Consider the following 25,302-nt stretch of genomic DNA (forward strand, 5'->3'; position numbering starts at 1 on the left):
CGCGCGGTGGCGCGCCTGCCTTCCTTCTGAAAGCCGTGGCGCAGGCCGGCACGGTGGAGGCGCGCTGATGCGGCTATGGCCGTCGCGGACACGACCGGACCGGAGAAGGCGATCCTGCTCGTCCTAGCGATTATGGCGAACGGCGCCGGCGAGGCCTGGCCGCCGATCGCGGGATCGGCAGGGCTCACGGCGCGGGCCTCGCTCGGTCGACGGACCGTGTTCGAAGCGATCGGCGGCCTGGAGGCGAAGGGGCTGCTCACGCGGGCGGTGCGGCCGGGCAAGGGCGCGACATACCGGCTCACTCTCACGGGGTGCGCGAGCCGCACCGGTGCGCCAGCCGCACCCGTGCGGGAGCCGCGCTCGACCGGTGCGCCAGCCGCACCCAAACAGCCAGGAACACCCATACCTCAGAAGGCTTCGCCTTCTTCGGCCGCGCGCGGGTCACCGCCCCGCGATCGAGTCGGCGCGCAAGCTGACGTTCAACGCGCCAAATCTCTCGTTTTGGGGACTCTGTCCATGTTGCCGAAGCCGGCAAGCGCCACACTGTCACCGCCGGGTGCGGCGGGATGCCCGCTCCAGCCCGTCGTCTTTCTTGACATAGATGGCGTGCTGAACCTCACGAAAGTTGCGTGGCGCACGGTTGAAGTGCCCCGGTCTAGGGGACCTGGCAGGCCCGGAAAGCCGGGCGCACGAAAGCTCGTCTGGGAACGCGAGTTCCGGCGAGAGCCGGTTCAGCAGCTCGACCGCTTGCTAGAACAGACCAGGGCCAGCCTTGTTCTTTCCAGTTCCTGGCGACTCCAGTTGGGGGTTCGCACGGTCTTGGAGGGCTTCGGGGTGCAAGGCCCGTGGCACGAGGTTTGGCGAACGGATGATCTAGACGGCGGCCGCGGCGCTCAAATCGAACGCTGGCTGGCTGCAAATGGCCGTCCGCGCCATGTCATCCTCGATGACTGGCCACACGAGTTGCACGGCCATTGGGGCCAAGTTGTTCTCACCAACAACCAGACCGGCCTGACGCGAGAGCTGGCGAACGAGGCGCGGGAGAAACTTCATCGCCAACGGTACGAATCCGCGGTTTCTCCGCAGGCGTCCGCGACGCGGTAGCTTGACCGACGCTTGAAGCTACCTCGTCTGATGAACCAGCGCCGAGGTAACGCAATCCAAGGGGGCCATTTGTGCTGAAGATCACCGTGAACTTGACGCCGCTCAAACAGGCTTTGAGCGATCTACAGAAGGAGCAGCTTCCGTTCGCAGAAGCGTTGGCTTTGACAAGGCTCGCACAGGGTGTTCGCGACGCGGAGCGCAAGGAGGAGGAGAAGACTTTCGACACGCCAACCCCTTTCACAGTCAACTCCATCACGATGAAGTCGGCGACGAAAGCTAATCCGGTCGCGAGGGTCTACGCCAAAGACATCGCTAGCCATTACTTGGAGCCGTATGTCTTCGGCGGTAATCGCTCGCTTTGGTCAGCTAAAGGCGAGAAGGCCGGAATGCTCACGCCGAAGGCGCAACGCGTCAATGCTTTTGGCAACCTGACAAAGAACGCATTGGCGACCCTCAAGGGCAACCGAAACGTCTTCATCGGCGAGGTCAAGCTGAAGAGTGGCGAGGCGATCCGGGGTGTATGGATGCGGCAGGCCCGCCAGCCTCGCCCGCAGGGCGCGCCCCGCCGAGCACGCGGCACAGCACCGAAGCCAAAAGGCCCGTTGAAGTTGCTCATCCGCTTCGCAGACACGACGCCAGTTCCACGCCGACTGCCGTTTTTCGAAACGGCCAACGCCTATGTCCGCGCCAATGCGGAACGCGAGTTCCACAAGGCGCTTGCAGAAGCGATGCGCACCGCGACGCGGAAGTGACGACGATGCGACCTGTCGTGTTCCTCGACGTGGACGGGGTGCTAGTGGTGAGCCGTGCGGTGCGCGCCCCGCGCCCGATGGGTATGCGATCAAACGGCATGGCCTATCGACGACCGGCTCGCATCGTCAGCACGACGCGCACCTTCGCGCCGGTCGCAGTCGATGCCGTGAACCGGCTATGCGGCGCCGCCGACGCGATGGTGGTTCTATCAAGCTTCTGGCGCCTGAAACCTGACTCGCGCGAGCTAATCGGCGCCGCTGGGCTCGACGTCGAATGGCACGATCGCTGGCGGACGGATGAAGGCGGCGGGCGCGGAGCCGAGATCACCCGATGGCTGGAGGCGGAGGGCAACCCGCCGCACGTCATCTTGGACGATAGGACGGTTGAACTGGCCGCGCATGGCGACCGGGTGGTGCCGGTGAACTTCCGGCGAGGCTTGCTGCCTTGCCATGCGGACCACGCCCTCACCGTCCTCGCGGCGCAAGGCGTGCCCCTCGCCCTGCCGAGGGGTGACGCGCCGGCCGAGGGGGTCCGCCAAGGGGGTGCCGACCCCTCGACCTGACCCTCCAGGCCGTTTGGGTCCTTCCACCCCCCTTCTGGAAGCGGGGGTATTGCGCACCTCGATGCGTCCCCAGCTACGAGTCCGAAAAAGTGGTTGCGGGGGGCAACCGGTTGCGGGGTAAGGCGGCATGGCGCTGATCTCGTTGACGGCGTTCGCCAAGGCGCACGGCGTGTCGCGGCAGGCGGCGACGAAGTGGAAAACCACAGGCGCGCTGGTACTTAGCGGCAGTCTGGTCGATGTCGATGCGTCCGACCAGCGGATGCGCAATGCGGGACTGGGGCGCTTCAAGCCCCCCGCAACCGACCCGCAACCGACCCCCGCAACCGACCCCGCAACCAGGCGCCGGTTGCGGGGGGCGGTTGCGCCCGAGGTTGCGGCCGCAGTGGACGAAGTCGTCGCCGATTTCGCGAGCGCGGCCGAGGACGGCGAGATCGATGCCGAGATCGCCGGCGGCTTCATCGAGCAGCTGCTCGGCGGGCACTTCCGATCCAAGGTCGAAGCCAATGCGATCAAGGAGAACGCCCTCGCGCTGAAGCACCTGCTGGCAGCGAAAAAGGAAGCCGGCGCGCTGGTGGAGCTCGAGCTGGCCGAGCAGGCGATCTTCAAGGATCGCAGGGCCGCTCGCGACGCCTGGCAGGCGTGGGCAGGCCGCTTCGCCCCGCTGATCGCCGCCGACTTGGATATCGACGGCGCGACGCTGGCGGAGGCGCTGAAGCCCTATGTCCACCAGCAGCTCGACGAGCTCGGCGAGCCCGACCTCGACTGGGCCGGTACCGACGAAGGCTGAGCGGCTAGCCCGGGCAGCACGGCGGGGCTGGACGCCCCCGCCCAGGATCAGCATTCCCGACTGGGCCGACAACGTCCGCGTGCTGGCGAAGGAGGCTGGCAGCACCTCGGGCAAGTACCGGACGGCCCGCGTGGAGATCGCACGCGGCCCGATGCTCGCGGCGACCGAGCCGGGCGTGCGCAAGATCACCGCCATGGTGGCGACGCAGCTGCTCAAGACCACGCTGATCGAGAACCTGCTCGGCTACCACATCCACCTCGATCCGTGCCCGATCCTGATCGTCCAGCCGAAGGATGCCGCAGCCACCCAGTTCTCGAAGGAGCGGATCAGCCCCTTCATCAAGGCCACCCCCAAGCTGCGCAGCCTGGTCGGGTCGTCCAAGACCCGCTCGGCCGGGGATACGCTCGATTACAAGGCGTTCCCCGGCGGCTTCCTCGGCATCGTCGGCGCGGGCAGCCCCGACAACCTGGCGCGCCGGCCGGTGCGGCTGGTGCTGTGCGACGAGGTCGACAAGTACCTTCCCCTGAAGGAGGGCAAGCCGCTCGACATCGTCGAGGAGCGGCAGGCCACCTTCGAGAGCAATAGCCTCAACGTCGCGGTTTGCTCGCCGACCATCACCGGCGAGAGCAACATCGATGCGCGGTACGGGCAGTCGGACCAGCGCCGGGCCTCGGTCGCCTGCCCGGAGTGCGGGCACCGGCAGTTTCCCGAGTTCTTTCGGCACGTCCACTGGGACCGCGGCAAGGACGGCAAGACGCACCGGCCGGAGACGGCGCGGGTTTACTGCGAGGCGTGCGGCACCGGCTGGTCGGAAGGCCAGCGGCTCCGCGCGCTGGACACGATCCGGTGGCATCAGACGCGGCCCTTCGAGTGCTGCGGCGTACGACAGGAGCCGCTGGAGCGCTACCGCGCGGCGGTGATCGCCGGCGAGGGCGATCCGCTCGAGGCGGTGTGGGACTGGTGGTCGTCGCCTCGCCATGCCGTCTACCGCGCCCGCTGCTCGGAATGCGCCACCTGGGCGGTACCGAATGAGCATGCCGGCTTCCAGGCAGGCAAGCTGTTCAGCCCTTGGGCGAACGATGCGCCTCCGAAGCAGGCGGGGAAGTGGCTGGCAGCGGTCGACGAAGACGGCAAGCTCACCTTCTACAATACGCAGCTCGCGCTGACGTACCGGAAGTATACGAGCAAGCAGGTCGAGGCCGATAGCCTTCTTGCCCGGCGCGAGAACTGGCCAGCCGGCATCGTCCCGGATGGCGTGGCGCTCATCACCGCGGGCATCGACACGCAGGATTACCGGATCGAGATCGAGATCGTCGGCTGGGGACGCGACGAGGAGAGCTGGTCGATCGAGCATCACGTCATCGACGGCGAGATGAGCGAGCCGGCGACGCAGGAAGCGCTGAGTGAATATCTCGCCCAGGTCTGGTACCGCGCCGACGGGCGGCCATTCGAGGTCAAGGCCGCGTGCCAGGACTCGGGTGGCCACCACACCAACGCGGTCTATCAATTCTCGCTTGCCAACCTCGGCCGCAAGATCTGGGCGATCAAGGGCAAGGGATCGAAGACTGCCGCGCGCGACCCGGTGTGGCCGACGAAGCGACCGAGCTCGCGCACGAAAAAGACGTTCCAGCCGATCCAGATCGGCGTCAACGCCGCGAAGGACGATATCCTTCTCGCCTACTTGCCCCGGGCGCAGCACGGCCCCGGGTACATGCACTTCAACGGCGACTGGGACGTGGGCGCGTTCCAGCAGCTGACCGCCGAGCAGCTGCACGTCGAGGGAACCGGTATCTTCCGGATCCGCAAGTGGGTGCCCGTCCCCGGGCGTGCCAACGAGCGGCTGGACTGCCGCGTGTACGCGCTCGCGGCGCTTCGGGGCCTGATGCACCTGGGCACGAAGCTCAATCGCGAGGCGGACCGGGTCGGCGCGATCGCGGCCGACCTCGCCCCCGACGATGTCGATCCAGAGACGCCGTCGGAACCGGAGACCATCGTGGCGACCCTGACCCGCCCGCCCGCGGTGCCGCAGGCGCCCGAACCGAAGCCGCCGGCGACGCTGGCGCAACCGGCGCCACCAGCGCCGGGTCCGAAGAGAAGCCGCCCCGGCTGCCTGTCCCGTCGCCTGGCCTGAGGAGGATCGCATGCCCCGTTTCGATCCCAGCCGATCACTCCTCGCCGGCATGGATACCTCCTTGCTGCAGGCGCGCCTCGCGCAGATGCAGCAGGACTATCTGGACCTGAGCTCGGGGCGGAAGGTCAATACGGCCTCGTACGCGCAGGGCGACGGGTCGAAGTCCGTCACCTACTCCATGGCCAGCATCGGCCAGCTCGCCATGGTGATCCGCCAGCTGCAGGCGCAGCTCGGGATTATCGACCGGCCGCGTAGCGCGATTGGGGTCCGTTTCTGATGGCGAGCCCGCCCGTCATCCTTGATCAGCGCGGCCAGATCGTGCCCAGCCAGGCTATCGACCAGATCCGACAGCGTGGAGCGGCGAGCGGCCGGCGCGGATTTGGGGCAGCGCTGTCGGGCCGGGGCGCCAACCTGTTCGCCTACGACGCCGCCAGCTTCGACAGCCAGGATTTCGGCGACTGGTTCCCCACCACCCGCTCGCCCGACAGCGAGATCAATCCCAACCGGGACCGGATCGCCGCCCGCGCGCGCGACCTTTACCGGAACGACGCCTGGGCGAAGGGCGCGATCGGCCGCATTCTCGACAGCACGATCGGCGCCTCGTACCGGCCGGTGTCGAAGCCCGACTATCGCGCGCTTGCGCTCCACAATCGAGCATTCGACGCGGTGTGGGCGGACGAATATCGCCGCGCGGCAGAGGCGCTGTGGCGCAATTACGCCGAGGACCTCGGCCGATGGAATGATGTCGGCAGGCGGCTGACCGTCAGCCAGCAATTCCGCCTGGCGCTCGGACACAAGCTGGTCGACGGCGAGTCGCTGATAGTCGCGCAGTGGCGCCCTGACCGGATCGGCGAGGCCGGGGCGCGCTACGCCACCTGCTTCCAGGGCATCGATCCCGATCGGCTGTCCAACCCCTTCCAGGCACCAGACACCCGGCATCTGCGCGGCGGGGTCGAGCTGGACGACGACGAGGCGCCGATCGCCTATCACCTCCGGCGCGCGCACCAGTTCGATACGTACAATGCCGTCGAAAGCATGACGTGGGCGCGCGTCGTGCGCGAAGATCCCGATGACGGCTGGCGCCGAGTCTACCACGACTGCGATCCGGACCGCTTCGGCCAGACCCGCGGCCTGTCGATCTTCGCTCCCGTGCTTGGCCGGCTCAAGATGCTGGCCAAGTTCTATGGGCTGAAGCTGCAGGCAGAGAATGTGGCGACCGCGTTCGGCATGTACGTCACCTCGCCGTTCGACCGCGACATGGTCCAGGCGGCGCTCGACGATCCGGATGATGAGGAGAAGGCCTGGTCCTGGTACCAGGGCATGCGGTCGGGCTTCCACGAGGACCGGCAGCTCTCCGTCAGTGGTGTCCGGCTGGCTACGCTGGCGCCGGGCGAGAAGATCGAGACGGTCGCGCCGGGCGGCAACACCGGCGAGTTCAGCCCCTTTACCCACGAGATGCTGCGCGGCGTCGGCCAGGTGCTCGGTCTCTCGGGCGAGCAGGTGACCAACGACAGCTCGGACTCATCCTGGTCGGCCGCGCGCGCCGGCATCGTCGAGGCGGAGAAGACCTTCCTGCGCCGCGAGCACGAGTTCCAGACCAACACCGCGACACCGATGTGGGCGACCTGGATGGAAGAGCCTTTCGCGCGCGGCGAGCTGCCGCTGCCGCGGCGTGCGCCGTCCTTCGCCGAGATGAGGACCGCCTATGCGCGGTGCCGCTGGCTCGGCACGCCACGCGGCTGGGTCGATCCCGTGTCCGAGCGGCAGGGCGAGGTCCTCGGCATGGCCGCGGGCTTCTCCACGTTGGAGAGTGCCTGCGCCAGGCAGGGCAACGACTGGGAAGAGAACCTCGAGCAGCGCGGCGTGGAGATGCGCCGCATGAAGAAGCTTGGCCTGCCCATGCCGCAGTGGATGAACGGCAGCGGCGACACCGCGACCGAAGCGGCGGCGAAGCCGGAAACCCAGGAGGCCTGATGTTCATCGATGTCACCCGCTACGGCGGCGGTCGCGTGCTGCGCGTCGCCGTCGCCGCGATCGCCTATCTTGACGCCTGCGAGGGTGGATCCTCGCTCCACCTGGTCGGCGCCGAGATCCTGCGCGTCACCGAGACGCCGGCGGAAATCGAGGAGCGCGCCATGCCGCAGCTCGCGACCGTCGAGCTGGTGTCCACGCCGTCGCCGACGATCGAGGAGGTCGTTGCCGCGTACCGCCTCGTGGTCGAGCGCTCGGCCAACGGATCGGCCGCAGACGAACAGGCACCCGCGATCACTGCGGACCGCCAGGCCGGCAAGGGTCGGCGCTGATGGCTGCGTTCCCCCGCCACGTCGCCGCGGCGCTGTTCAACTCGCCGCTGGCGCTGCTTCCCGCGGCTGCGCCACTGACCTTGCAGCTACTCGAGCGCTCGATCGGCGCGATGCGCGCGGACGGCGGCGCCGCGACGGACCTCGCCGCCGGCGACGAATGGGGCAGCGGCAGCGGCGGCAAGCGCAGCAGCCGCGACGTCGACAAGCCCTATGACGTGATCGCCGGCGTCGCAGTCATCCCGGTGCGCGGCTTGCTCATCCAGCGCCTTGGCTGGCTCTGGTACTATGGCGACCTATTCGGCGTCAGCGGCTATGATCGCATCCGCGCGATGGTCATGGCCGCACTGGCGGATCCCGACGTCGACGCGATTGTCTTCGATATCGACAGCCCGGGCGGCGAGGTCGCCGGCTGCTTCGACCTAGTCGACACGATCTACGCCGCGCGGGGGATCAAGCCGATTGCGGCGATCCTCGGCGAGAGCGCCTTTTCGGCCGCATATGCCATCGCCTCGGCGGTCGACCCCGGCCGGCTCTGGGTGCCGCGCACCGGCGGCACCGGCTCGGCGGGCGTGATCTACCAGCACCTGAGCGTCGCCAAGTGGCTCGCCAACAACGGCATCTTGCCGACGCTGGTCACCAAGGGCGCGTTCAAGGGCGAGGGCAGCGAGCTGTTCGACCTGTCCAAGGGCGCGCTCGAGCGGCTGCAGGCCGACGTCGACGAGGTCGGCGACCTGTTCGACGAGACCGTCGCCCGCAACCGCGGCATGGCGGTGCGCAAGGTCACCGCCACGCAGGCCGGCACCTTCCTGGGCGGCAAGGGCGTCGACATCGGCTTCGCGGACGCGGTCGCCGCGCCGGACGCCGCCTTTCGCGCGCTGCTCAAGCAGCTCGACTGAACCCCGGGCACGAGCCCGGTCCCGGCCTCGCGCCACATCCCGAAGAGGTGATACCATGAAGTCCAGCCACCTGATGGCGGGCGCGAGCCGTTTCGCGCACTTCGCCGGCCTGACCCGCGCATCGCGCCGCGCGGCCGACGACGATCAGAACGAGACCGGCAGCGACGACAAGGACGACAAGGACGAGGCCAAGGGCAAGCGCTCGCGCGCGTCCGATGATGACCAGGACGGTGACGAGCAGCCCAAGTCCAAGGGCAAGCGCTCGCGCGCCTCCGACGACACCGGCAAGGACGGTGACGACGACAAGGACGCCAGCGACGATGGCGACGAGGACGACAAGCCGAAGGGCAAGCGCTCCAAGGCGTCGGACAACGATGACGGCGACGACGAGCCCAAGTCGAAGAGCAAGCGCTCGCGCCGGGCAGCCGATGACGATGACGACGACGACGGCAAGGATGCCGAGGATGACGACGAGGACGACGACAAGGGCGAGATGAGCGGCCGCAGCTCGGCCGCCAGTGCTCGGCGCCGCGAGCGTGCCCGGTGCGCCGCGATCTTCGGCTCCAAGGCGGCTGCCAGCAATGTCGCCCTGGCGGCCAGCCTCGCTTTCGACACGACCATGACGCGCCGCGAGGCGATCGCCGTCATGCGCGGCCAGGCCGATCGTGCTCCCGAGCCGCAGGGCCGGCGCTCGACCCGTCAGGATCGCAATGCCGACCTGTCGAGCACGGACGACAGCGGCAGCGGCCGCAAGCCAAAGGCCGGTGCCAGCTGGGACCGCTCCTTCACGAAGCTCGGCTTCGGGCCGCGCACCTGAGCTGACCGCCGGCGCCGCGCGCCAACCTTCCCCTCGATCAACAGGAGCCTGACATGGGCGCACCTTCCAATCCCGTCTTCCAGGAAGCCCGCCACACCGGCGGTTACGTCGTCTGGGACTCCAGCGACGGCATGCTCACCCGCGAGCCGATCATACTCGCCCAGGGCTTCGGCCTTCTCGGCGCCGGCCTGGTGCTCGGGCAGGTGACCGCGACCGACAAGTACGAGCCCTATGACCCGACCGCGGCCGATGGGCACCAGAGCGCGGTCGCGATCCTGTACGCCGCTCGCGACACGACCAGCGCCGACAAGCGCGCGGTCGCCAACGTGCGCGGCCCGATGAAGGTGCAGGCGGCCGAGCTCGCCTGGGGTCCGAACGTCACGACCGCAGCGCAGAAGGCAGCCGCGCTCGCGCAGCTCGCCGCGCTCCCGGGCGGCGGCATCCTCAGCATCTGACCTCGCGCACGGGCCATGCGGCCCGCGCTTCCTCTTCGTCGCTCGCGAATGGCGGGCGTCCCCTTCCAAGGAGCATCCCGCCATGTCCGGCTCGATCATCGACATCTTCCGCAGCGACCCCTTCTCCTCCGTCGAAATGACGACGGCGGTGGAGCGCCTGCCGCACCTGCCCGCGTTCCTGCGCAACTCGGGCATCTTCACCGAAAATCCGATCCGCACGACCGCCCTTGCGGTCGAGGAGCGCGATGGCGTGCTCTCGATCGTGCCGATGAGCCAGCGCGGCCAGCCGACCAACGCCGAGCGTACGACCGAGCGCCGCAAGATGCGCTACTTCGAGGCGCCGCGCGTCCGGAAGGGTGACACGATCTTCGCGCACGAGCTGCAGAACATCCGACAGTTCGGCGAGGCGACCGTCTTCATGCAGGTCCAGGACGAGGTCTCGCGACGGCTGAGCGGTCCGACGGGCCTGCTCTCGTCGCTGGACTACACCGAGGAGAACTTGTTCCTCGGCGCCGTCCAGGGCCTGCTGATCGATGCCGACGGCACGATCTGGTACGACTGGTTCGACGAGTTCGAGATGGTGCAGCCCGCCGAGGTCGCCTTCAACCTCGACGCGCAGTCGGCGAACTCTCTCCGCCCGATCATCAACGGCCTGGTCCGTTCGATGGCACGCTCGTCCAAGGGCGCGTTCACCGACAGCACCAGCGTCGTGGCGCTCTGCGGTGACGCCTTCTACGACAAGTTCACCAATCACACTGACGTGATCCGGACGTTCACCAACTGGTCGGACGCGGCCGAGCTGCGCGGCGGCGGCGCCTTCAAGGCCTTCCCCTTCGCCGACGTCGAGTGGATCAACTATCGCGGTTCGGACGACAACACGACCATCAAGATCCCGGACGACAAGGTGAAGTTCTTCCCGAAGAACGCGCCCGGCGTTTTCGAGGAGGCGCTGGCGCCGGCGGAGGGCTTCGACTGGGTCAACACCCCGGGTCAGAAGCGCTACGTGCAGCCGATCTTCGATCGCGACCGCAACGAATGGTGGCGGATGGAAGCGTCGATGTACCCGCTGCCGATCTGCAAGCGCCCCGAGACGCTGCGCACGGGTCGTGTCGGCGGTTGACCGATGGCGCTCGACTGGGACGCGCTGGTCCTCGGGCCGGCAATGGATATCTTCGGCGAGGGTCAGGCCGGCAGGCCTGACACTTGGCCGTCGTACCAGCCGGCCGGCGGCCGCGCGTTCCCGTTGCGCGGCGCAGTGTTCGATTCGAGCTACCGGCGGATCGTCGACCTCACCGACGGCACGACCGAGACGACCGAGCACCCGGTGCTCGGGGTACGCGACAGCCTGTTCGAAGATCGCGAGCCCGCGCAGGGCGACCTGGTCTACATTCCTTCCATCGACCAGCTCTACGCCGTCGACGACGCGCAGCCGGACGGCCACGGCCAGACGCTGCTGATCCTGATCGAGGCGATATGACCACCTCGGAACGCGTTCTCGATCTCGTCTATGACGCGGTCGTTGTGATCGGCGAGGCCAAGGGCCGGGTCTTCCGGCCCGGCAAGCTGCCGACCCAGCAGGACGCCTATCCGCAGATCAAAGTTCAGCTCGCCGGCGAGAGCCGGCAGTCGCTTGGCCGTGGCAGCGTTCAGTTCACCACGACCGCCACGATCCGCGTGACCGCCGAGGTGTCGGCGCCGGTGAAAGCGGCCGATCCGCAGTCGTCCGAGGTGGAACTCCAGCTCTGGGCAATGAAGCGCCAGATCGAGCTAGCCGTGATCGGCAGCTATCCGCTGTTCCGCGAGATTCAGCAGCTTGCCAGCGTGCAGGCGCAGCTCGCGTACGACGCGCAGGCGACTATGCTCGGCGGGGTCCAGATCGACCTCGCCTTTGAGTTCTACGAGGGACCCGAGGACTTTGCGCCCCTGGACGCTGTCGAGCTCGTCGGCGTCGACGCGCACCTGCCCGCCGCTGGCCCGGGCTTCTCGGCCAGGCTCGGCTTCTAGGAGACCACCACCCATGGACATCGTCGCTGTCCCGGGGCGCCTCGTGCGCGACCCGGCGACCCGTCGCGTGGTCGGCGAAGAGCCGGTCACCATCAATCCCGCCGAGCCGTACTGGGCTCGCCTCATCGCCGACCGCGACGTCGCCGAGGCGCCCGAGCCGACCTCCTCGCCGCCGAGCGAGCCCGCCAACGAGGAGACCGAGGCGTGATCCCCTTCAAGCAGATCCCGGCCGGGCAGCGCGCGCCGCTGTTCTATGCCGAGCTCGACGCCTCCAAGGCGAATACCGCGGCGCAGCCCCAGCGCGCGCTCCTGATCGGCCAGAAGACGGCGGTGGGCAGCTACGCGCCCAGCATTCCCGTCGTCGCGCAGTCGACCAGCGACGCACGCGCCGCAGCCGGCCAGGGATCGGTGCTCGCCGGCATGGTTACCGCCTACCGCGCCAGCGATCCGGACGGTGAGATGTGGGTACTGCCGCTTGCGGATGATCCGGCCGCGGTCGCGGCGACAGGATCGATCACCTTCACCGGCGCGACCACGCTGGCGCAGACGCTGTCGCTCTACATCGCCGGGCGCCTGTTCTCCGTGGCGCTGGCAGCGGGGCAGTCGCCCGCCCAGGTCGCGGCTACGGTGGCCGCGGCGATCGCCGCGGTGCCGGAAGCGACGGTGATCGCGGTCGCAGCTGCGGGCGCGATCAACCTGACCGCCAAGAATGCTGGCCTGGTCGGCAATGACATCGACATTCGGGTGAACTACCTCGGCGCGCCGGGTGGTCAGGCAACCCCGGCCGGGCTGGGCGTCGTAATCGTCGCCATGGCGGGCGGCGCGGCCAACCCCTCGCTGACGGCCGCGCTGACCAACATGCAGGATACGAGCTTCGACTTCATCGCCTGCTCGCTGACCGACGCGCCCAGCATGGCGGCGGTCACGGCCCTGCTCAGCGACACGGCACCCGGTCGCTGGTCCTACGCCACCCAAATCTACGGCCACTGCTTCATCGCGTACCGGGGGACCGCCGGCGCCGCGGCGGCCTACGCGACCGGGCTCAACAACCAGCACGTCTCGTGCATCGGCTACACCGACAGCCCGACCCCGCCCTGGAGGTGGGCGGCGGCGCTGGCGGGCGCGGCGGCAAGCTCGATCCGGATCGATCCCGGCGTGCCGCTCCAGTACCTGACGCTCGCCGGCGTGCTCGCGCCTCCGGTTGCGTCGCGCTTCTCGTCGCCGATCCGCAACAACACGCTTTTGTACGGCGGCGTCACGACTTGGACGGCGGACACCAACAACGTGGTGACGCTGGAGAACGTGGTGACGACCTATGTCACCAACGCCGCAGGCCAAACGGACGACAGCTATCTCGAAGTCGAGACGCTGTTCCTGCTGATGGCTATCTTGCGCCGGCTGCGTGGGGTCGTGACGACGAAGTTCGCGCGGGTGAAGCTCGCGGCCGACGGCACGCGCGCGATGCCCGGCGCCCGCGTCGTCACGCCGGCGATCATCCGCGCCGAGCTGATCGCGCAATACCGGCAGCTCGAGGCGGAAGGCATGGTGCAGGGCAGCGCCGCCTTCGCAGCCGCGCTCGTGGTCGAGAAGAGCGCGACCAACCCGAACCGCGTCGACGTGCTGCTGCCCGCCGTCCTCATCGATCAGCTCCGCGTCCTCGCGATGCTGGTCCAGTTCCGCCTCCAGTAGGAGCTACCCGGCATGACCGCTCTCACCCGCCTTGCGGGCACCATGTACGCCACAATCGACGGCAAGCAGTACATGGTCACCGGCGAAGGTAACTACACCGTGTCGAGCGTGACACGCGAGACCCTGAAGGGCCAGTCCGGCATTCACGGCTTCTCCGAGATGCCGCAGCCCGGTAAGATCAGCTGGAAGGCCCGTGACGGTAACGACGTCTCGATCGCGGCGCTGAACGGCGCCGTCGACGCCACAGTCGTGCTCGAGCTTGCCAACGGCAAGATGATTATCGGCCGCAATATGTGGAAGGCTGGCGACCCGATCGCGGTCACCACCGAAGATGCATCCTTCGACATTGAGTTCGAAGGTCCGGACGTGTCGGAGGCCTGAGATGGAGGAGCTATCCGCCCCCGTCGCGCTCGCCGCGCTTGTTGCCGCCTATGGCCGCGGCGAGATCCTGTCGCAGGAGGACAGCGACGTCCTCGCTGGGCTCCAGGTGCAGATCGCGCCCATCCCCGACGAGCTTGTCGTCCATCTCCGCAGACCGGTGAGGCTCGGCGAGGTCGTTTACACCGAGCTGCGCCTCCACGAACCGACCGCAGCCGACTGGACCGCATTCGCCAAGCTCTCCGGCGTAGAGGGGGACGTGAAGGCCGTGTCCGTCATCGCCGCGGTGCCCGAGGCGGCCGTGCGCCAAATCGGCGCGCGCGATCTGCTCAGCGCGGCGAGGTACATTGGCCGTTTTTTGGCCTGAGGCCGCCCGCCTGGCGCGAGCTGCTCGATGCGCTCGGCCAGCGATACGGCCGCCTGCCCGACGAGGTTTCGACACGACCGTGGTCGGTGCTGATCGAATGGGCCGCGACGGCAGGCCTGCTCGATCCCCGACCTGAGGAGGTCCCATGACCAATCCGAAGATCGCGATCGACATCGTCGCGAACGACCGGTCGGGCAAGGGCGTCACCTCGGCCGAGAAGCGGATCGGCACGATCCCGCAGCACGCCGGCGCAGCCAACCGCCGGATGCTTCGCGACGGCGAGGCAGCCGTGAAGCGCAGCTCGCGCGGCATCCTCGGGTCCTTCTCCTCGATCGAGAAGGCGAGCGCCGGCGTGCTCGGTGGCAAGTCGATGACCTCCGGCCTGGTGAAGGGGCTCGACGAGACCCGCAAGGCGACCTCGGGCGTGGTCACCGGCATGGTGGAAGCCGAGTCGGCGATCGGCGCCGTCGGCATCGCGGTCGGCGCCACGGTCGGCATCGTCGCTGCCGCAGCGTACGGCGCCTTCAAGCTGGCCGATGGCTGGTCCAAGGGCGCCGCCTCGATCGGCCGCACGGCCGAGACGATCGGCGTCTCGACGAAGGCGTTGCAGGAGTTCTCCGCCGCGGCAGAGCGCGCCGGCGTCGACAAGGACAAGGCGACAGGCGGGCTGGGCAGCCTGTCGCAGAACCTCAGCGACGCGCGCTACGGTCGCAACAGCGCGACCCTCGCCACGCTGGGGCGGCTTGGCGTTCAGATGAAGCTTGGCGCCAACGGCGACGTCGACGTCGGCGCCATGCTGCCGGCGATCGCCGACGCGATCGCGCGGCAGGGCTCCTCCGGACGACGCACCGTCGCGCGCAATCTCGGCATTGGCCTCGATGTGCTGCCGGCGTTCAGCCAGGGCGGCAAGGCGCTGTCGGCCGACATGGTCGATGCCGACAGCCATGCCGCAGTGCTCGATGATGGCCAGATCGCGACCGGTCGACGCATCTCGCGCAAGGGCGCGACCGTGGGCCAGCTCGCAGACAGGGCGATGTCGGCGGCCGGCGCCGCTGCGGCGGGCGCGACCGAGTCGGGATATGACGCGGCGTTGAGCGGCGGGCGGGCGCTCAGTGACGGCACCGCCTCGCTGGGCGGGGTCATCCGGAGCACCTTCGCGCCGGCAGCAGACAAGATCGCCGCCGGCGGCCGCGCGATCGAGCGAGCGGCATCAGGACTGACCAGCGCCGTGATCAGCGTCGCGCAACGGGTGGCCGGCCGCCACGGCCAGCGCGCCTCGATCGCGCTCGCGCAATACGGGGTCGAGAGCAGCTACGGGCGCCACATGCCGGCGGGGAGCAACAACCCTTTCGGGATCAAGGCGCACGGTGACCAGCCTTTCGTGCTCGCGCGCACCCGTGAAGAGGACGGGCACGGCCACAGCCGTTTCGAGATGGCGAAGTTCCGGAAGTTCGGCTCGATCGAGGAAGCCTTCGAGGAGCGCGCCAAGCTCCTGGACGGCCGGCGGTACGCCCGGGTGAAGGGCGCTGGCTCGGCCGACGAGGCGGCCGATGCGCTCCACGACAGCGGCTATGCGACCGACCACTCCTACGCGCCGAAGCTGAAGCGCGAGATCCACGGCCACGGGCTCGATCGCTACGATGGCGCACCCATACCGGTGAAGGTCGAGATCGATGCCCGCGGTCTGCCGGCGGGGACCCGGACCAAGGTCACGGCGGGGCATGGGTCGCGGCCGGCCATCAGCCACGCGCTCGCGCACGGATAAGGGGGCTCGAGCATGGCGCTGTTCGCCGGCAACCTGTTGCCCGCTTCCTTTCGCGGTGCGCTATTCGCGGTGCTGTCCGACGATGTCGGCGGCGGGCGGCGTATTGTGGTCCACCAGTACCCGGGGCGGGATGCACCCTGGGCGGAGGACATGGGCCGTGCCGCGCGGACCTTCCACTTCCGCGGCTTCATCGTCGACGGCGACGTCATCTTCGCGAGCGGGCCGATCCAGCTGCAGCGCGCCCTGCTGCTCGCCGCCTTCGAGGCGAAGGGCTCGGGTCTGCTGACCCATCCCACGCTCGGCGTGCTCAGCGTCAGCGTCACGCGCTTCGCAATCGGCCAGGATCTCGGCGCCGGTCGCATGTCCTCGATCGAGGTCGAGTTCGTTGAGAGCGGCAGCCGGCAGTTCCCGTCGCTGCTGGCGACCTCGGGGCTGGCGAGTGCCGCGGTCGTCATGGCGGCGGCCTTGGCATTGGACGGGGTCCGCGCGATCGCGGCCGCCAGTGCCGCGGGCGCAAGGCGCAAGGATCTCGCGACCACGGGCGCGACCTGGGCGAGCAAGGCGACCGCGCTGGGGGCCGACGCGACCGCGCTCAACCGCCTCGCCGCCCAGCTGCCCGGCAGCTATGGGCGCTTCGCCGGCGGCGCCAATGTCGGCGCGGGCGGCGCGCGCGCGGTGCCCTACACCGCCTCGACGACGATCGCCGACCTGGTCGAGATAGCGTCGGCCAGTCGGGTCGCGATCGGCGTCGCCGCGACGGGTGTCGCGATCTCGATCGCGCAGGCGACGCTCGCCTATCCGGCCGACTTGCCGGCGGCGGTCCGGACGCTGGTGGCCGCGCTGGTGGCCGCCTGCGCCGACCCAGGCGACGCGCTGCGCCTGCTCGAGCAGCTGCTCGGCTACGTGCCTGCGCGGCCCGAGGCACTGTCGGCGATCGGCGCCGCCTTCGGGTGGCTCGTACGCCGCGCGGCGGTCGAGGCGCTGACCGGCGTCGTCGGCCAGTACCAGCCCGCCAGCCGGGATGATGCTGCGCTGCTGATCGCGCGGCTGGTCGACCTGGTCGACCCCGTAATCGAGGCGGCGGCCGACGTCGGTGACGATGCAAGCTACAAGGCAGCGCGCACGGTACGTGCGGCGATCGTCACCGACCTTCGCTGGCGCGGCGCCGGCCTCGCTTCGGTGCGCACCTTCGCGCCGGGCGCAGGGCTGCCCTCCCTGGTGCTGGCCCAACGCTACTATCGCGACGCCGCGCGCGCGGACCAGCTCGAGGTGCAGACCATGCCGGTCCACCCGCTGTTCCTGCCCGCGCGCTTCCAGGCGCTTGCGGCATGAGCGACGAGGTCGCGATCGGGATCGGCGGCCAGCTGGTCTCCGGCTGGCAGGAGATCGAGATCACCCGGCGGGCGGAAGGCTTTCCGCCCGACTTCTCGATCGGCATGTCCGTGCCGGTCGGCAGTACGGCCAGCCTCGCCGTAGCTGGCGCCGGCTGCACCGTGATGATCGGCGGCGACCTGGTTATTACCGGCTTCATCGATCGCGACGTGCAGAGCGGATCGGACGGCCAGCACCAGGTCGCGCTGGTCGGGCGCGGTGCGACCGCGGACCTGGTCGACTGCTCGGGCCAGTGGCCGACCGGCCAGCGCACCGACGTCGACGCGTTGACGATCGCGCAGACGCTGGCGCAGCCCTACCAGCTGCGGGTCCGCCTTGGGCCAGGCGCGACCGCAGGGCCGAGCGTCCCGCAATGGCTGCTCCAGCTCGGCGAGACCGGGGCCGAGATCATCCAGCGCGTCGCGCGCAACGCGGGCCTGCTCGCGTATGAGGACACCGATGGCGTCCTGGTGCTAGCAAAGGTCGGGGCCGAGCGCGCGGCGAGCGGAGTCGTCTACGGCGGCAACGTCCAGGCTTGGACGGCCGAGAACGGCATGGATGGACGCTTTTCGGAGATCGTCTGTTCGCGCCTAGCGACCGACTCGCTCCAGGAGCTCGCCGGCGACGACTTCTACGACCGAGCTTATGATCCCAACGTGTTGCGGCACCGACGGCTCTACATGGTCGCGCAAGCTGTCGGCGCCGATGATCCCTTCGCGTTCACGTCGACCCGCGCACGTTGGGAGCAGGCGCGTCGGGCAGGGCGGTCGGCGGTGGTGCATGCGACCGTCGACAGCTGGCGCGACAGTGCGGGCAAGCTCTGGACGCCGAACACGCTGGTCCCTGTATCGGTGCCCGGAAACCGGGGCGGCGCCGAGCTGGTGCTGGGCGAGGTGACGTACCGACGTTCGAGCGAGAGCGGCACGACCGCGGATCTCGTGCTGATGCCACCTGCGGCATTCACACCGGAGCCGATCGTGCTCCAGCCTGTCAGCCTTGCCGATGTGAAGGGGTCCGACCAGTGATGGACCGTCTCGCCCATCTGATCGGCATCGGCCGAGCTACCCTTGTCGACGACACGGGCGAGGTACAGCTGGTCCAGGTCACCGAAGGGGCGACCGGCGCCGGCATGGACGACCAGGTGACCGACAAGGTGAAGCGCGTCGCGGAGTTCGGCTTGGCGAGCGTGCCCCCGATCGGGAGCGAGGTCCTGCTGCTGCGCCGCCTGGGGCAGCGCGCCTTGGCGATGGTGATCGGCACCAGCCATCGTCCGTCTCGCCCCCGCGGTCTCAAGCCCGGCGACACGGCGATCTACGACGTCCGCGGCGCGAAGGTGCAGCTGACAGCCGACGGCTTGCTGATCGACTGCGCCGGCCTGCCAGCGATCATCCAGAACGCCATCACCATTACGCTGAAGGCGACCCAGAAGGTGACGATCGATGCGCCTGCGGTCGAGGTCCTGCACGACGTGAAGGTCGGCGGTACGTTCCACGCGACGGGCACGATCTCGACCGACGCCGACGTCACCTTCGCCGGCCATAGCGTCACGACGCTGCGCACCAGCTACGGCGCTCACAAGCATGGTGGCGTGAAGGCGGGCAGCGACGCCTCGGCCGGTCCGGACACGGTCGCATGAGCGACATCGCCACCCGCTGGGATGTAGGCGCGGGCACGGGCGACTGGGCGCTCTCAGTCGCGCAGAGCCTGATCTGGACCGACGAGCGCGGCGACAGCATTATCGATCAGGCGGGTCGACCGGTCGCGGCGCAGTTCACGCCCGGTACCGGACTGGTGGTCGGCGACGAGCTGCTGACCGCGGTGCTCATCTCCCTGTTCACGGATGCCAGCGCCGACCTGGAGGACACGATCCCGGACGGCACTGACGATCCGCGCGGCTGGTGGGCGGGGCCGATCGGCAGCAAGCTGTGGCTGCGGCTCCGGTCAAAGGCAACGCCAACGGTCGCGGCGCTCGTGAAGCACGACAGCGAGCAGGCGCTCGCCTGGCTGGTCGAGGACAGCGTCGCGGCGGCGGTCGAGGTTACGACCGAGTGGACCCGGCCGACCATGCTGGGCGTGCAGATCATCATACGGCGCACCAGCGGCGACGTTCGCGCGCTGGCCTTCTCGCACCTGTGGGAGACGATCTGATGCCTTTCCCCCGCGCCACGCTGTCGCAGCTTCGCGCCCAAGTCGCGGCCGACATCGAAGCGGAGTTGCCCGGCGTCGACGTGCTGCTACGCTATTCCAATCTGGGGATCATCGGCTCCGTGCTGGCTGCTCTGGCCAACGGCATGATGGGCTATCTCGACTGGATCGCACTCCAATCGACCCCTTTCACATGCACCGACGAGGCGCTGGAGGGATGGGCCGCGCTGAAGGGGGAGGTGCGCAAGCCAGCGACCGCGGCGACCGGCACCGTCACCTTCGGGGCGGCGGGCGGTATGATCCAGGCCGGCACACCCGTGAGCCGCAGCGATGGCGTCGGCTATGTGACGACGTCCGATGCGACCGCGGTGAACGGCACGGTGATCGCGCCGGTCGCGGCCTCGGTGACCGGCGCGATCGGCAACACCGACCCCGGCACAGCCTTCTCGCTCGGGGCGGGGATCGCGGGAGTCGCAAGCACCGGCTATTCGACGGCGGCGATCACCGGCGGGGCGGACATCGAGACCGACGCCGAGCTGCGCAGCCGGATGCTGATCGCATACGCCGCGCCCGCGCAGGGCGGATCGATCGCCGACTATGCCGGCTGGGCGCTGGCGGTGCCGGGCGTCACGCGCGCGTGGATCAAGCCCGCGGCCATGGGTCCGGGCACGCTGGCAATCTTCTTCATGATGGACGCGGGCGAGCGCGGACACGGCGGCTTTCCACAGGGTACGAACGGGTGCGGCAGCTACGAGAGCCGCGACACGTCCGCGACCGGTGATCAGCTCGCGGTCGCGAACGCCGTGTTCGGGCTCCAGTCGGTGACGGCGCTGGTCTATGCGGTCGCGCCGATCCCGAACACATTGACGCTGACGATCGCCGGCATGGCGGGCGCGAGCACGACGCTGAAGGCGGCCGTGAGCGCGGCAGTGGCGGCGGCCTTGCTGTCCGACGCGGTACCGGGTGGCCTGACGAACGTCAGCTCGATCGAGGCGGCGATCGCCGCCGTGCCGGGTACCAGTGGCTTCGTCATCACCGGCATCGCCTGCTCGGCCGGTACCATCACGCCCGGCGCTGCCGGAAATATCTCCAGCGATGCAGGCGCCTTGCCGGTGCTCGGTGAGATCACCTGGGCATGAGCACGGCCGAACCGATCTCCTTCGAGGTCAATAACAGCTATGGCGATGGGGGCACGTACACGCCCGTCGACACCGGTTCGGCAACTCAGCCCGCGCCGATCGCGATCGCTCCCGTCGCGCCGGTGGTGGCGACGCCGGCGACAACCGTCACCGTGGCGGCGGCAGCCCCCGCGCCGGTTCCGACCCCGCGTCGGGCAGCGACGGCGCTGCCGGTGCCGGTGGTGGCGGGTGTCGCGCGCTACTCGGCCGCAGACTACGCCGGTGCGGCGCGCGCGCTGATGCCGCGCGGTCGCGCCTGGTCGACGGATCGGGATGGGCAGCAATCCTGCCTGCTGGCGGGGATCGGGCGGGTACTGGAGCGGGTCGACGCGGCAGCAATGGCGCTGCTCGGCGGCACCCGGCCGGGCGAGCTGACGACGATGCTGCCCGAGTGGGAAGCCGCGCTAGGCCTGCCGGACCCGTGCGCGGGCGACACGCCGACGATCGCGCAGCGGCTCGACCAGGTGCGCGGGCGGTTCGTCGGCGCGCAGGGTCAGAGCCGACAGCGGTACGTCGACTATGCGGCCGCGCTGGGGTTCGTGATCGAGATCACCACCTACGCGGCGTTCCGCGCTGGGCAGAGCACCGTCGGTCAGCCGGTCGCCGGCGACGAGTGGACGTTCGTCTGGGGTGTACGCGTGACGAGCATCACCGGGTCGCTGCCGGTCGGCGTCCTGCTCTGCGAGCTCGAGACGATCAAGCCGGCCGAGACGACCATTCTCCTCCTCTCCTGATCGGAGCAGCCATGCAACGTATCGACGGGCCGACCGTGTCGGCCGCGCTTCCCGCACCGCGCGCGACGGGGACGGGCGCCAGTGCGCCCGGCTTCTTCACCCGCGGTGACCCGATCGCGGGCACGCCGCCCACCACGCTTGATGCCGACTGGGCGAACATGATCCAGGAGGAGCTGCTCGCCCCCGTGCTGGCAGCTGGGCTCACGCCCGACAAGGCCGATCACGGCCAGCTGCTCGCTGCGCTGCGAGTGCTCTTCGTCGCCGCAGCTGGCGCCGGCGGCGCGGGTGGCTCCAGCCTGGGGCCGACAGGCCACAGGATCAGCGCCGACGGCTACATGGAGCAGTGGGGCTACGTGCCCGGCGCGATCGGAAGCGAGACGACGGTGACCGTGACCTTCCCCGTCCCGTTCCCGACCGAATGCTTCGATGTCACCGGCCACGTCATCGACAGCACCGCCAGCGTGACCGGCAACACGCAGCTCCAGGAGGTGGCGATCAGCACCACCCAGGCGACGCTCGCCGTCCAGGACCAAAGCGCGACATTTTCGGACGCAGCCGGCGGGTATCGCTGGTCTGCGCGGGGGCATTAAAGATGAGCACGATCGTCTCTTATCCAAGGCTCAGCCGCTCGCTCGACGGAGGTGAGGCCCTCCCAATTTTCCAGGATGGTCAACAGCGGCAGGTATCCGCTTACGACATCGCCGTACTTGCGCCGAGCATCGCCGAAACCGCCGGTCAGCAGCTGACAGGAGAAGGGCCGCCAGCTGCCGACCTCGGCAGTCTCGGGCAGATGTACTACGATAGACGCGGGGGGATCACCACGACCCTTTATGGCCCCAAGACCTCTATGGGCTGGGGCGAGGGGCAGCCGCTGAAGGGCGATCCCGGCGGCAACGTGCTGGCCGTCGGCTTTTTTGCCGAGCTTGGCACCCTCAGCATTCCCATGGGCACGGACCTGATCCAGACCAGCGGAAATACCCAGCCGGGGTGGGGCTCTGCCCTCTACGCCATCGATCCGGATCAAGCCGACCAGACTGCGACCGCTTGGCGGGGCAGGTCTATGAATGGCCGTTGGTTTCGGCTCGTTCCTGACCAGGGTATCACGCTGGCAATGTTCGGTGCTCTGGCCGACAATACGACGGATACGACCGCGGCCTGGGCTGCCGCCTTCGCCTACGGTGTATTTCCGCTGACCGTCGAGCCCGGTGCCGCCCCGTACCGGATCTACACCCGGAATGCGCTCGGCATCCAGGTGCCGGCGAAAGCGACCATCTGGGCGACTGGCGCGGAGGTGCAGCTCGACTCCGCCGACCAGCCGGAAGCTTTTCGCTTTGGCTTCAATCTCGACGGCACGCAGGACTTCCACTGGCTCGGCGGCAAGATCAGCTGCAAGGCGCTGGTCTCCGGCTGCTCCTTCGGAGGCGGCGCGAGCTGTGGCCGCATCCGGCTGGAGGGCATCACGGACTGCACACGCGGCCCCGTCTTCACCGCCACGCCGATCGCGTCAGGGATCGGCGTCGCCATCGCCATCGTTAATGCGCCGGCCGGTACCTTTACGGTCCCTGGCCACGGCCTGACCACCGGCGAGCTGATCAGCCTCTATCGCGCGGATCAGAACAATAACCTCTACAATTTTTTGGAGACCCACCGCGATTATTACGTGATCGTGGTGGACGCCGACACCATCCAGGTTGCTGGAACCAGAACGCTGGCGCTCCAGGGAACGCGGGTCGGCTTTAATGCTCGGCTAGGCTCCCCGCCCACCCATCTGCGCAAGGGGCTGGTGACATCCAAGTCGCTGGAGATCGTCGACTACAGGTGCGAGAACACCAGCAACGGCCCGCATGTGTTCGGGATGTGGGAGCGGGTGCTTATCAAGAACCTGACCGGCTACACCAATAGTGTGCAGCTGTTCCAGTTCGAGCGGCCGGGTGGCGGCGTCTGGCTGACCTGGGGCTATGTCTTCGTCTCGATCGTCGACGATGTCGACTGCGAGGCGTCGGCGCTGGGCGGGGTCGAGTGGTCGCACTGCCACGAGATCCACGCCAAGCGCATCCGCGTGCGCAATCCCAATCGCCTGATCGACGGGACGCTCATGGGCTACAAGCCCGAGGCCCCGGACGAGGCGACCGCCTATGCCGGCATCAGCATCGGCGCGATGACGACGGTCGCGACCTTCGAGGACTGCTATGTCGAGGGCGCGCCCGTGCTCCCCGCGACCGGACCCCGGTCGAAGTGGGCGCACGGCACCGAGACAGCCGGCATCCGCCTGTTCCAGCCGTCGGGGCTGGTGACCTTCCTGCGGTGCGGGGGCGTCGGCAATGCCAAGTCCGACCTCGACATCGCCCAGACCGCGGGTGACGGCTACACCCGCGGCTTGAAGGCGCAGGATCGGATCATCATCCGCGAGTCGCAATTCCAGTCGGCGCTGCCGATCACGACGACCGATCCGAATGATCTTCCGACAATCGACGCGGACGCCACAGCCGACCCGTTCGGCCGGCTTTTCGGTGGCTCGCCCGCCAGCCTCGCGCTGCCGGGCTGGAATCTCGTCGGTCCGGACGGCGCCGTGGTCGACTGGCTCAAGCTCGGCCCCAATGTCAGCGTGGATACAGCGAGCAAGAAATACGGCTACGGCTCCGTCAGCTATCGGGGCGGCGACCGCTTTACCAATACCGGCATCAATCTGCCGAGCAGCTTCCGGGTCGGCAACTGGGTGCACGTCTATGTGCTCATGGCGATCAACAGCAGCCACACGGCCCAGGTCCCCAACTTCTTCGCGTGCTGGGATGACGAGGTCGACAAGGGCATATTCTACAGCTTCAAGAACATCGGCGTCGGCGACCTGATCCTCGACACGTACATGGTCGCGCACGCCATATTGCCCTCCTCCAGAACCACGACGGGGCTGCGCCTGTACCCGCATTTCGCGCAGGACTGCCCGCCGGTCGCCGATCCCGACTGGTACTACAAGCTCGAGGGCATGTGGGTGTGGTCGACACCTAATCCCTTCTCCGCTCCCGGTATCGACCTTTCCCAGCCGATCGTCACCAATGGCGCGCCGACGCTCGGCAATCACTTCCAGGGCGAGAAGTTCATGTGCGCGGCACCCGCAACAGGCGGCAGCATCGGCTACGTCTGCACAGTCGCGGGCGCGCCAGGGACTTGGGGTTCTTTCGGAGCCGAAGCCACGCAGATCTATCAAGAAGGCACCTTTGTGCCCGTCCTATATGGAAGCATAACCGCGGGAACACGGACAGGAGGTTCGGCTGCCGGCCGTTACACACGCAAAGGCGACACGGCCACGATCGACCTTACGATCTCCCAAACCAGTCACACTGGCACGGGAGAGATGCGGATCGCGTTCAACCTGCCGTTCACTTTGCAGGGTGACAGAAACTATCCAACTACTATCACTTGTGCTGGACTTGTAACAAATCCAGGCACGACGCTTCAAGCGTTTGTTCCGCAAGGACAGGCTTATGTGGCGCTTGTAAATCTAACTAATTCGGGAGATCGAGCAGCTATTCCTTTCGACAACAACACGGGCGCTCTTGCTGATCTGACGATATCTTTTGAAGCTCATATCTACGTGCCCGGTCGAGTTTGATGGTCTGCTTAACGCTGCTCGCCCTAGTGGCCAGTGCGCCAGCGAGCCACGCGCTCAGCCGCCCCGCGCTCTGGATGGAGATGGCGATGCACTTCCCCGGGCTGCTCGTCGCGACCAATGGCGTGCGTCTGGTCGGCTCGGTGCTGGCGCTGGCCGTGCTGATGCTGTGGACGCCGTCGGGCGTGCGCTGCCTCCTTGCTCGCCATGCCGAGGCGCTCGCGCGGCGCGCCGCGCGGCTGCCCGGCGGGCTGGC

General features: G+C 68.5%; 29 protein-coding genes. 28 read left to right on the plus strand and 1 reads right to left on the minus strand.

Features of this window, described 5'->3' with window-relative positions:
- Window positions 1-188 (minus strand): hypothetical protein (locus HUV01_RS15015; RefSeq protein WP_254606295.1); only part of this gene is annotated, 188 nt, incomplete at its 3' end.
- A gap of 328 nt (window positions 189-516) precedes the next feature.
- On the opposite strand from HUV01_RS15015, the gene HUV01_RS15385 reads away from it, so the two are divergent.
- The 28 genes from HUV01_RS15385 to HUV01_RS01450 all read left to right on the plus strand — a co-directional run.
- Window positions 517-1,104, plus strand: a complete 588-nt coding sequence (locus tag HUV01_RS15385; protein ID WP_368039976.1) for an HAD domain-containing protein — start codon at window positions 517-519, stop codon at window positions 1,102-1,104.
- 71 nt (window positions 1,105-1,175) lie between these two features.
- On the plus strand, window positions 1,176-1,856 hold the full coding sequence (locus HUV01_RS01320) for a hypothetical protein (protein ID WP_174296522.1): 681 nt from the start codon (window positions 1,176-1,178) through the stop codon (window positions 1,854-1,856).
- A gap of 5 nt (window positions 1,857-1,861) precedes the next feature.
- Entirely contained in the window at window positions 1,862-2,419 is a 558-nt protein-coding gene (locus HUV01_RS01325; protein ID WP_174296523.1) for an HAD domain-containing protein, read from the plus strand.
- A 127-nt stretch (window positions 2,420-2,546) separates the two neighbouring features.
- Window positions 2,547-3,206 carry a hypothetical protein gene (locus HUV01_RS01330; RefSeq protein WP_174296524.1) on the plus strand — a complete coding sequence of 220 codons (660 nt, stop codon included), beginning with the start codon at window positions 2,547-2,549 and terminating at the stop codon, window positions 3,204-3,206.
- On the plus strand, window positions 3,139-5,337 hold the full coding sequence (locus HUV01_RS01335; RefSeq protein WP_174296525.1) for a phage terminase large subunit family protein: 2,199 nt from the start codon (window positions 3,139-3,141) through the stop codon (window positions 5,335-5,337). Before HUV01_RS01330 ends, HUV01_RS01335 begins: the two co-directional genes overlap by 68 nt.
- Before the next feature lie 10 nt (window positions 5,338-5,347).
- On the plus strand, window positions 5,348-5,614 hold the full coding sequence (gene gpW / locus HUV01_RS01340) for a gpW family head-tail joining protein (protein ID WP_174296526.1): 267 nt from the start codon (window positions 5,348-5,350) through the stop codon (window positions 5,612-5,614).
- 41 nt (window positions 5,615-5,655) lie between these two features.
- Window positions 5,656-7,311: a phage portal protein gene (locus HUV01_RS01345; RefSeq protein ID WP_217430863.1), complete on the plus strand. Its 1,656-nt coding sequence runs from the start codon at window positions 5,656-5,658 to the stop codon at window positions 7,309-7,311.
- A complete protein-coding gene (locus HUV01_RS01350; RefSeq protein WP_174296528.1) occupies window positions 7,311-7,640 on the plus strand; it encodes a hypothetical protein in 330 nt (109 codons plus the stop codon). Before HUV01_RS01345 ends, HUV01_RS01350 begins: the two co-directional genes overlap by 1 nt.
- The gene (locus tag HUV01_RS01355; RefSeq protein ID WP_174296529.1) at window positions 7,640-8,536 is read left to right on the plus strand and encodes a S49 family peptidase; all 897 of its coding nucleotides are present in this window, start codon (window positions 7,640-7,642) and stop codon (window positions 8,534-8,536) included. The genes HUV01_RS01350 and HUV01_RS01355 overlap by 1 nt, the downstream gene beginning before the upstream one ends.
- Before the next feature lie 55 nt (window positions 8,537-8,591).
- A complete protein-coding gene (locus tag HUV01_RS01360) occupies window positions 8,592-9,353 on the plus strand; it encodes a hypothetical protein (protein ID WP_174296530.1) in 762 nt (253 codons plus the stop codon).
- Window positions 9,354-9,406: 53 nt separating this feature from the next.
- The gene (locus tag HUV01_RS01365) at window positions 9,407-9,808 is read left to right on the plus strand and encodes a head decoration protein (RefSeq protein ID WP_174296531.1); all 402 of its coding nucleotides are present in this window, start codon (window positions 9,407-9,409) and stop codon (window positions 9,806-9,808) included.
- Window positions 9,809-9,890: 82 nt separating this feature from the next.
- Window positions 9,891-10,928: a major capsid protein gene (locus HUV01_RS01370; RefSeq protein WP_174296532.1), complete on the plus strand. Its 1,038-nt coding sequence runs from the start codon at window positions 9,891-9,893 to the stop codon at window positions 10,926-10,928.
- Between the two features lie 3 nt (window positions 10,929-10,931).
- Entirely contained in the window at window positions 10,932-11,285 is a 354-nt protein-coding gene (locus HUV01_RS01375) for a head-tail joining protein (RefSeq protein ID WP_174296533.1), read from the plus strand.
- Window positions 11,282-11,812, plus strand: a complete 531-nt coding sequence (locus HUV01_RS01380; protein ID WP_174296534.1) for a hypothetical protein — start codon at window positions 11,282-11,284, stop codon at window positions 11,810-11,812. Before HUV01_RS01375 ends, HUV01_RS01380 begins: the two co-directional genes overlap by 4 nt.
- Window positions 11,813-11,825: 13 nt before the next feature.
- The gene (locus HUV01_RS01385) at window positions 11,826-12,020 is read left to right on the plus strand and encodes a DUF2635 domain-containing protein (RefSeq protein WP_174296535.1); all 195 of its coding nucleotides are present in this window, start codon (window positions 11,826-11,828) and stop codon (window positions 12,018-12,020) included.
- The gene (locus HUV01_RS01390) at window positions 12,017-13,501 is read left to right on the plus strand and encodes a phage tail sheath subtilisin-like domain-containing protein (protein ID WP_217430864.1); all 1,485 of its coding nucleotides are present in this window, start codon (window positions 12,017-12,019) and stop codon (window positions 13,499-13,501) included. The genes HUV01_RS01385 and HUV01_RS01390 overlap by 4 nt, the downstream gene beginning before the upstream one ends.
- 12 nt (window positions 13,502-13,513) lie before the next feature.
- Entirely contained in the window at window positions 13,514-13,882 is a 369-nt protein-coding gene (locus HUV01_RS01395; RefSeq protein ID WP_174296536.1) for a phage tail tube protein, read from the plus strand.
- A gap of 1 nt (window position 13,883) precedes the next feature.
- Window positions 13,884-14,246, plus strand: coding sequence for a phage tail assembly protein (locus HUV01_RS01400; protein WP_174296537.1), 363 nt, complete (start codon window positions 13,884-13,886; stop codon window positions 14,244-14,246).
- A gap of 145 nt (window positions 14,247-14,391) precedes the next feature.
- Window positions 14,392-16,011, plus strand: a complete 1,620-nt coding sequence (locus tag HUV01_RS01405) for a glycoside hydrolase family 73 protein (RefSeq protein WP_174296538.1) — start codon at window positions 14,392-14,394, stop codon at window positions 16,009-16,011.
- A gap of 12 nt (window positions 16,012-16,023) precedes the next feature.
- Window positions 16,024-17,343 carry a DNA circularization N-terminal domain-containing protein gene (locus HUV01_RS01410; RefSeq protein WP_174296539.1) on the plus strand — a complete coding sequence of 440 codons (1,320 nt, stop codon included), beginning with the start codon at window positions 16,024-16,026 and terminating at the stop codon, window positions 17,341-17,343.
- Window positions 17,340-18,407, plus strand: a complete 1,068-nt coding sequence (locus HUV01_RS01415; RefSeq protein WP_174296540.1) for a phage baseplate assembly protein — start codon at window positions 17,340-17,342, stop codon at window positions 18,405-18,407. Before HUV01_RS01410 ends, HUV01_RS01415 begins: the two co-directional genes overlap by 4 nt.
- Entirely contained in the window at window positions 18,407-19,018 is a 612-nt protein-coding gene (locus tag HUV01_RS01420) for a phage baseplate assembly protein V (RefSeq protein ID WP_174296541.1), read from the plus strand. Before HUV01_RS01415 ends, HUV01_RS01420 begins: the two co-directional genes overlap by 1 nt.
- Complete coding sequence (locus HUV01_RS01425; protein WP_174296542.1) at window positions 19,015-19,530, plus strand: phage GP46 family protein; 516 nt, start codon at window positions 19,015-19,017, stop codon at window positions 19,528-19,530. Before HUV01_RS01420 ends, HUV01_RS01425 begins: the two co-directional genes overlap by 4 nt.
- Entirely contained in the window at window positions 19,530-20,666 is a 1,137-nt protein-coding gene (locus HUV01_RS01430) for a baseplate J/gp47 family protein (RefSeq protein ID WP_174296543.1), read from the plus strand. Before HUV01_RS01425 ends, HUV01_RS01430 begins: the two co-directional genes overlap by 1 nt.
- Window positions 20,663-21,439 carry a putative phage tail protein gene (locus tag HUV01_RS01435; RefSeq protein WP_174296544.1) on the plus strand — a complete coding sequence of 259 codons (777 nt, stop codon included), beginning with the start codon at window positions 20,663-20,665 and terminating at the stop codon, window positions 21,437-21,439. Before HUV01_RS01430 ends, HUV01_RS01435 begins: the two co-directional genes overlap by 4 nt.
- Before the next feature lie 11 nt (window positions 21,440-21,450).
- Window positions 21,451-22,029: a gp53-like domain-containing protein gene (locus HUV01_RS01440; RefSeq protein ID WP_174296545.1), complete on the plus strand. Its 579-nt coding sequence runs from the start codon at window positions 21,451-21,453 to the stop codon at window positions 22,027-22,029.
- Window positions 22,030-22,031: 2 nt separating this feature from the next.
- Window positions 22,032-25,049, plus strand: coding sequence for a hypothetical protein (locus HUV01_RS01445; protein WP_174296546.1), 3,018 nt, complete (start codon window positions 22,032-22,034; stop codon window positions 25,047-25,049).
- Window positions 25,049-25,302, plus strand: a 254-nt coding sequence (locus tag HUV01_RS01450) for a hypothetical protein (RefSeq protein ID WP_217430866.1), incomplete at its 3' end; no start/stop codon positions are given. The genes HUV01_RS01445 and HUV01_RS01450, both read left to right, overlap by 1 nt.

It is taken from the genome of Sphingomonas bacterium, assembly GCF_903643035.1.
Classification (GTDB): Bacteria; Pseudomonadota; Alphaproteobacteria; order Sphingomonadales; family Sphingomonadaceae; genus Sphingomonas.

Coding starts and splice junctions, on each gene's coding strand:
- HUV01_RS01325 (WP_174296523.1), top strand. CDS start 1,862: ATGCGACCTGTCGTGTTCCTCGACGTGGACGGGGTGCTAGTGGTGAGC.
- HUV01_RS01435 (WP_174296544.1), top strand. CDS start 20,663: ATGAGCACGGCCGAACCGATCTCCTTCGAGGTCAATAACAGCTATGGC.
- HUV01_RS01375 (WP_174296533.1), top strand. CDS start 10,932: ATGGCGCTCGACTGGGACGCGCTGGTCCTCGGGCCGGCAATGGATATC.
- HUV01_RS01360 (WP_174296530.1), top strand. CDS start 8,592: ATGAAGTCCAGCCACCTGATGGCGGGCGCGAGCCGTTTCGCGCACTTC.
- HUV01_RS01410 (WP_174296539.1), top strand. CDS start 16,024: ATGGCGCTGTTCGCCGGCAACCTGTTGCCCGCTTCCTTTCGCGGTGCG.
- HUV01_RS01365 (WP_174296531.1), top strand. CDS start 9,407: ATGGGCGCACCTTCCAATCCCGTCTTCCAGGAAGCCCGCCACACCGGC.
- HUV01_RS15385 (WP_368039976.1), top strand. CDS start 517: ATGTTGCCGAAGCCGGCAAGCGCCACACTGTCACCGCCGGGTGCGGCG.
- HUV01_RS01370 (WP_174296532.1), top strand. CDS start 9,891: ATGTCCGGCTCGATCATCGACATCTTCCGCAGCGACCCCTTCTCCTCC.
- HUV01_RS01330 (WP_174296524.1), top strand. CDS start 2,547: ATGGCGCTGATCTCGTTGACGGCGTTCGCCAAGGCGCACGGCGTGTCG.
- HUV01_RS01335 (WP_174296525.1), top strand. CDS start 3,139: ATGTCCACCAGCAGCTCGACGAGCTCGGCGAGCCCGACCTCGACTGGG.
- HUV01_RS01400 (WP_174296537.1), top strand. CDS start 13,884: ATGGAGGAGCTATCCGCCCCCGTCGCGCTCGCCGCGCTTGTTGCCGCC.
- HUV01_RS01385 (WP_174296535.1), top strand. CDS start 11,826: ATGGACATCGTCGCTGTCCCGGGGCGCCTCGTGCGCGACCCGGCGACC.
- HUV01_RS01350 (WP_174296528.1), top strand. CDS start 7,311: ATGTTCATCGATGTCACCCGCTACGGCGGCGGTCGCGTGCTGCGCGTC.
- HUV01_RS01445 (WP_174296546.1), top strand. CDS start 22,032: ATGAGCACGATCGTCTCTTATCCAAGGCTCAGCCGCTCGCTCGACGGA.
- gpW (WP_174296526.1), top strand. CDS start 5,348: ATGCCCCGTTTCGATCCCAGCCGATCACTCCTCGCCGGCATGGATACC.
- HUV01_RS01380 (WP_174296534.1), top strand. CDS start 11,282: ATGACCACCTCGGAACGCGTTCTCGATCTCGTCTATGACGCGGTCGTT.
- HUV01_RS01395 (WP_174296536.1), top strand. CDS start 13,514: ATGACCGCTCTCACCCGCCTTGCGGGCACCATGTACGCCACAATCGAC.
- HUV01_RS01415 (WP_174296540.1), top strand. CDS start 17,340: ATGAGCGACGAGGTCGCGATCGGGATCGGCGGCCAGCTGGTCTCCGGC.
- HUV01_RS01405 (WP_174296538.1), top strand. CDS start 14,392: ATGACCAATCCGAAGATCGCGATCGACATCGTCGCGAACGACCGGTCG.
- HUV01_RS01355 (WP_174296529.1), top strand. CDS start 7,640: ATGGCTGCGTTCCCCCGCCACGTCGCCGCGGCGCTGTTCAACTCGCCG.
- HUV01_RS01425 (WP_174296542.1), top strand. CDS start 19,015: ATGAGCGACATCGCCACCCGCTGGGATGTAGGCGCGGGCACGGGCGAC.
- HUV01_RS01440 (WP_174296545.1), top strand. CDS start 21,451: ATGCAACGTATCGACGGGCCGACCGTGTCGGCCGCGCTTCCCGCACCG.
- HUV01_RS01420 (WP_174296541.1), top strand. CDS start 18,407: ATGGACCGTCTCGCCCATCTGATCGGCATCGGCCGAGCTACCCTTGTC.
- HUV01_RS01430 (WP_174296543.1), top strand. CDS start 19,530: ATGCCTTTCCCCCGCGCCACGCTGTCGCAGCTTCGCGCCCAAGTCGCG.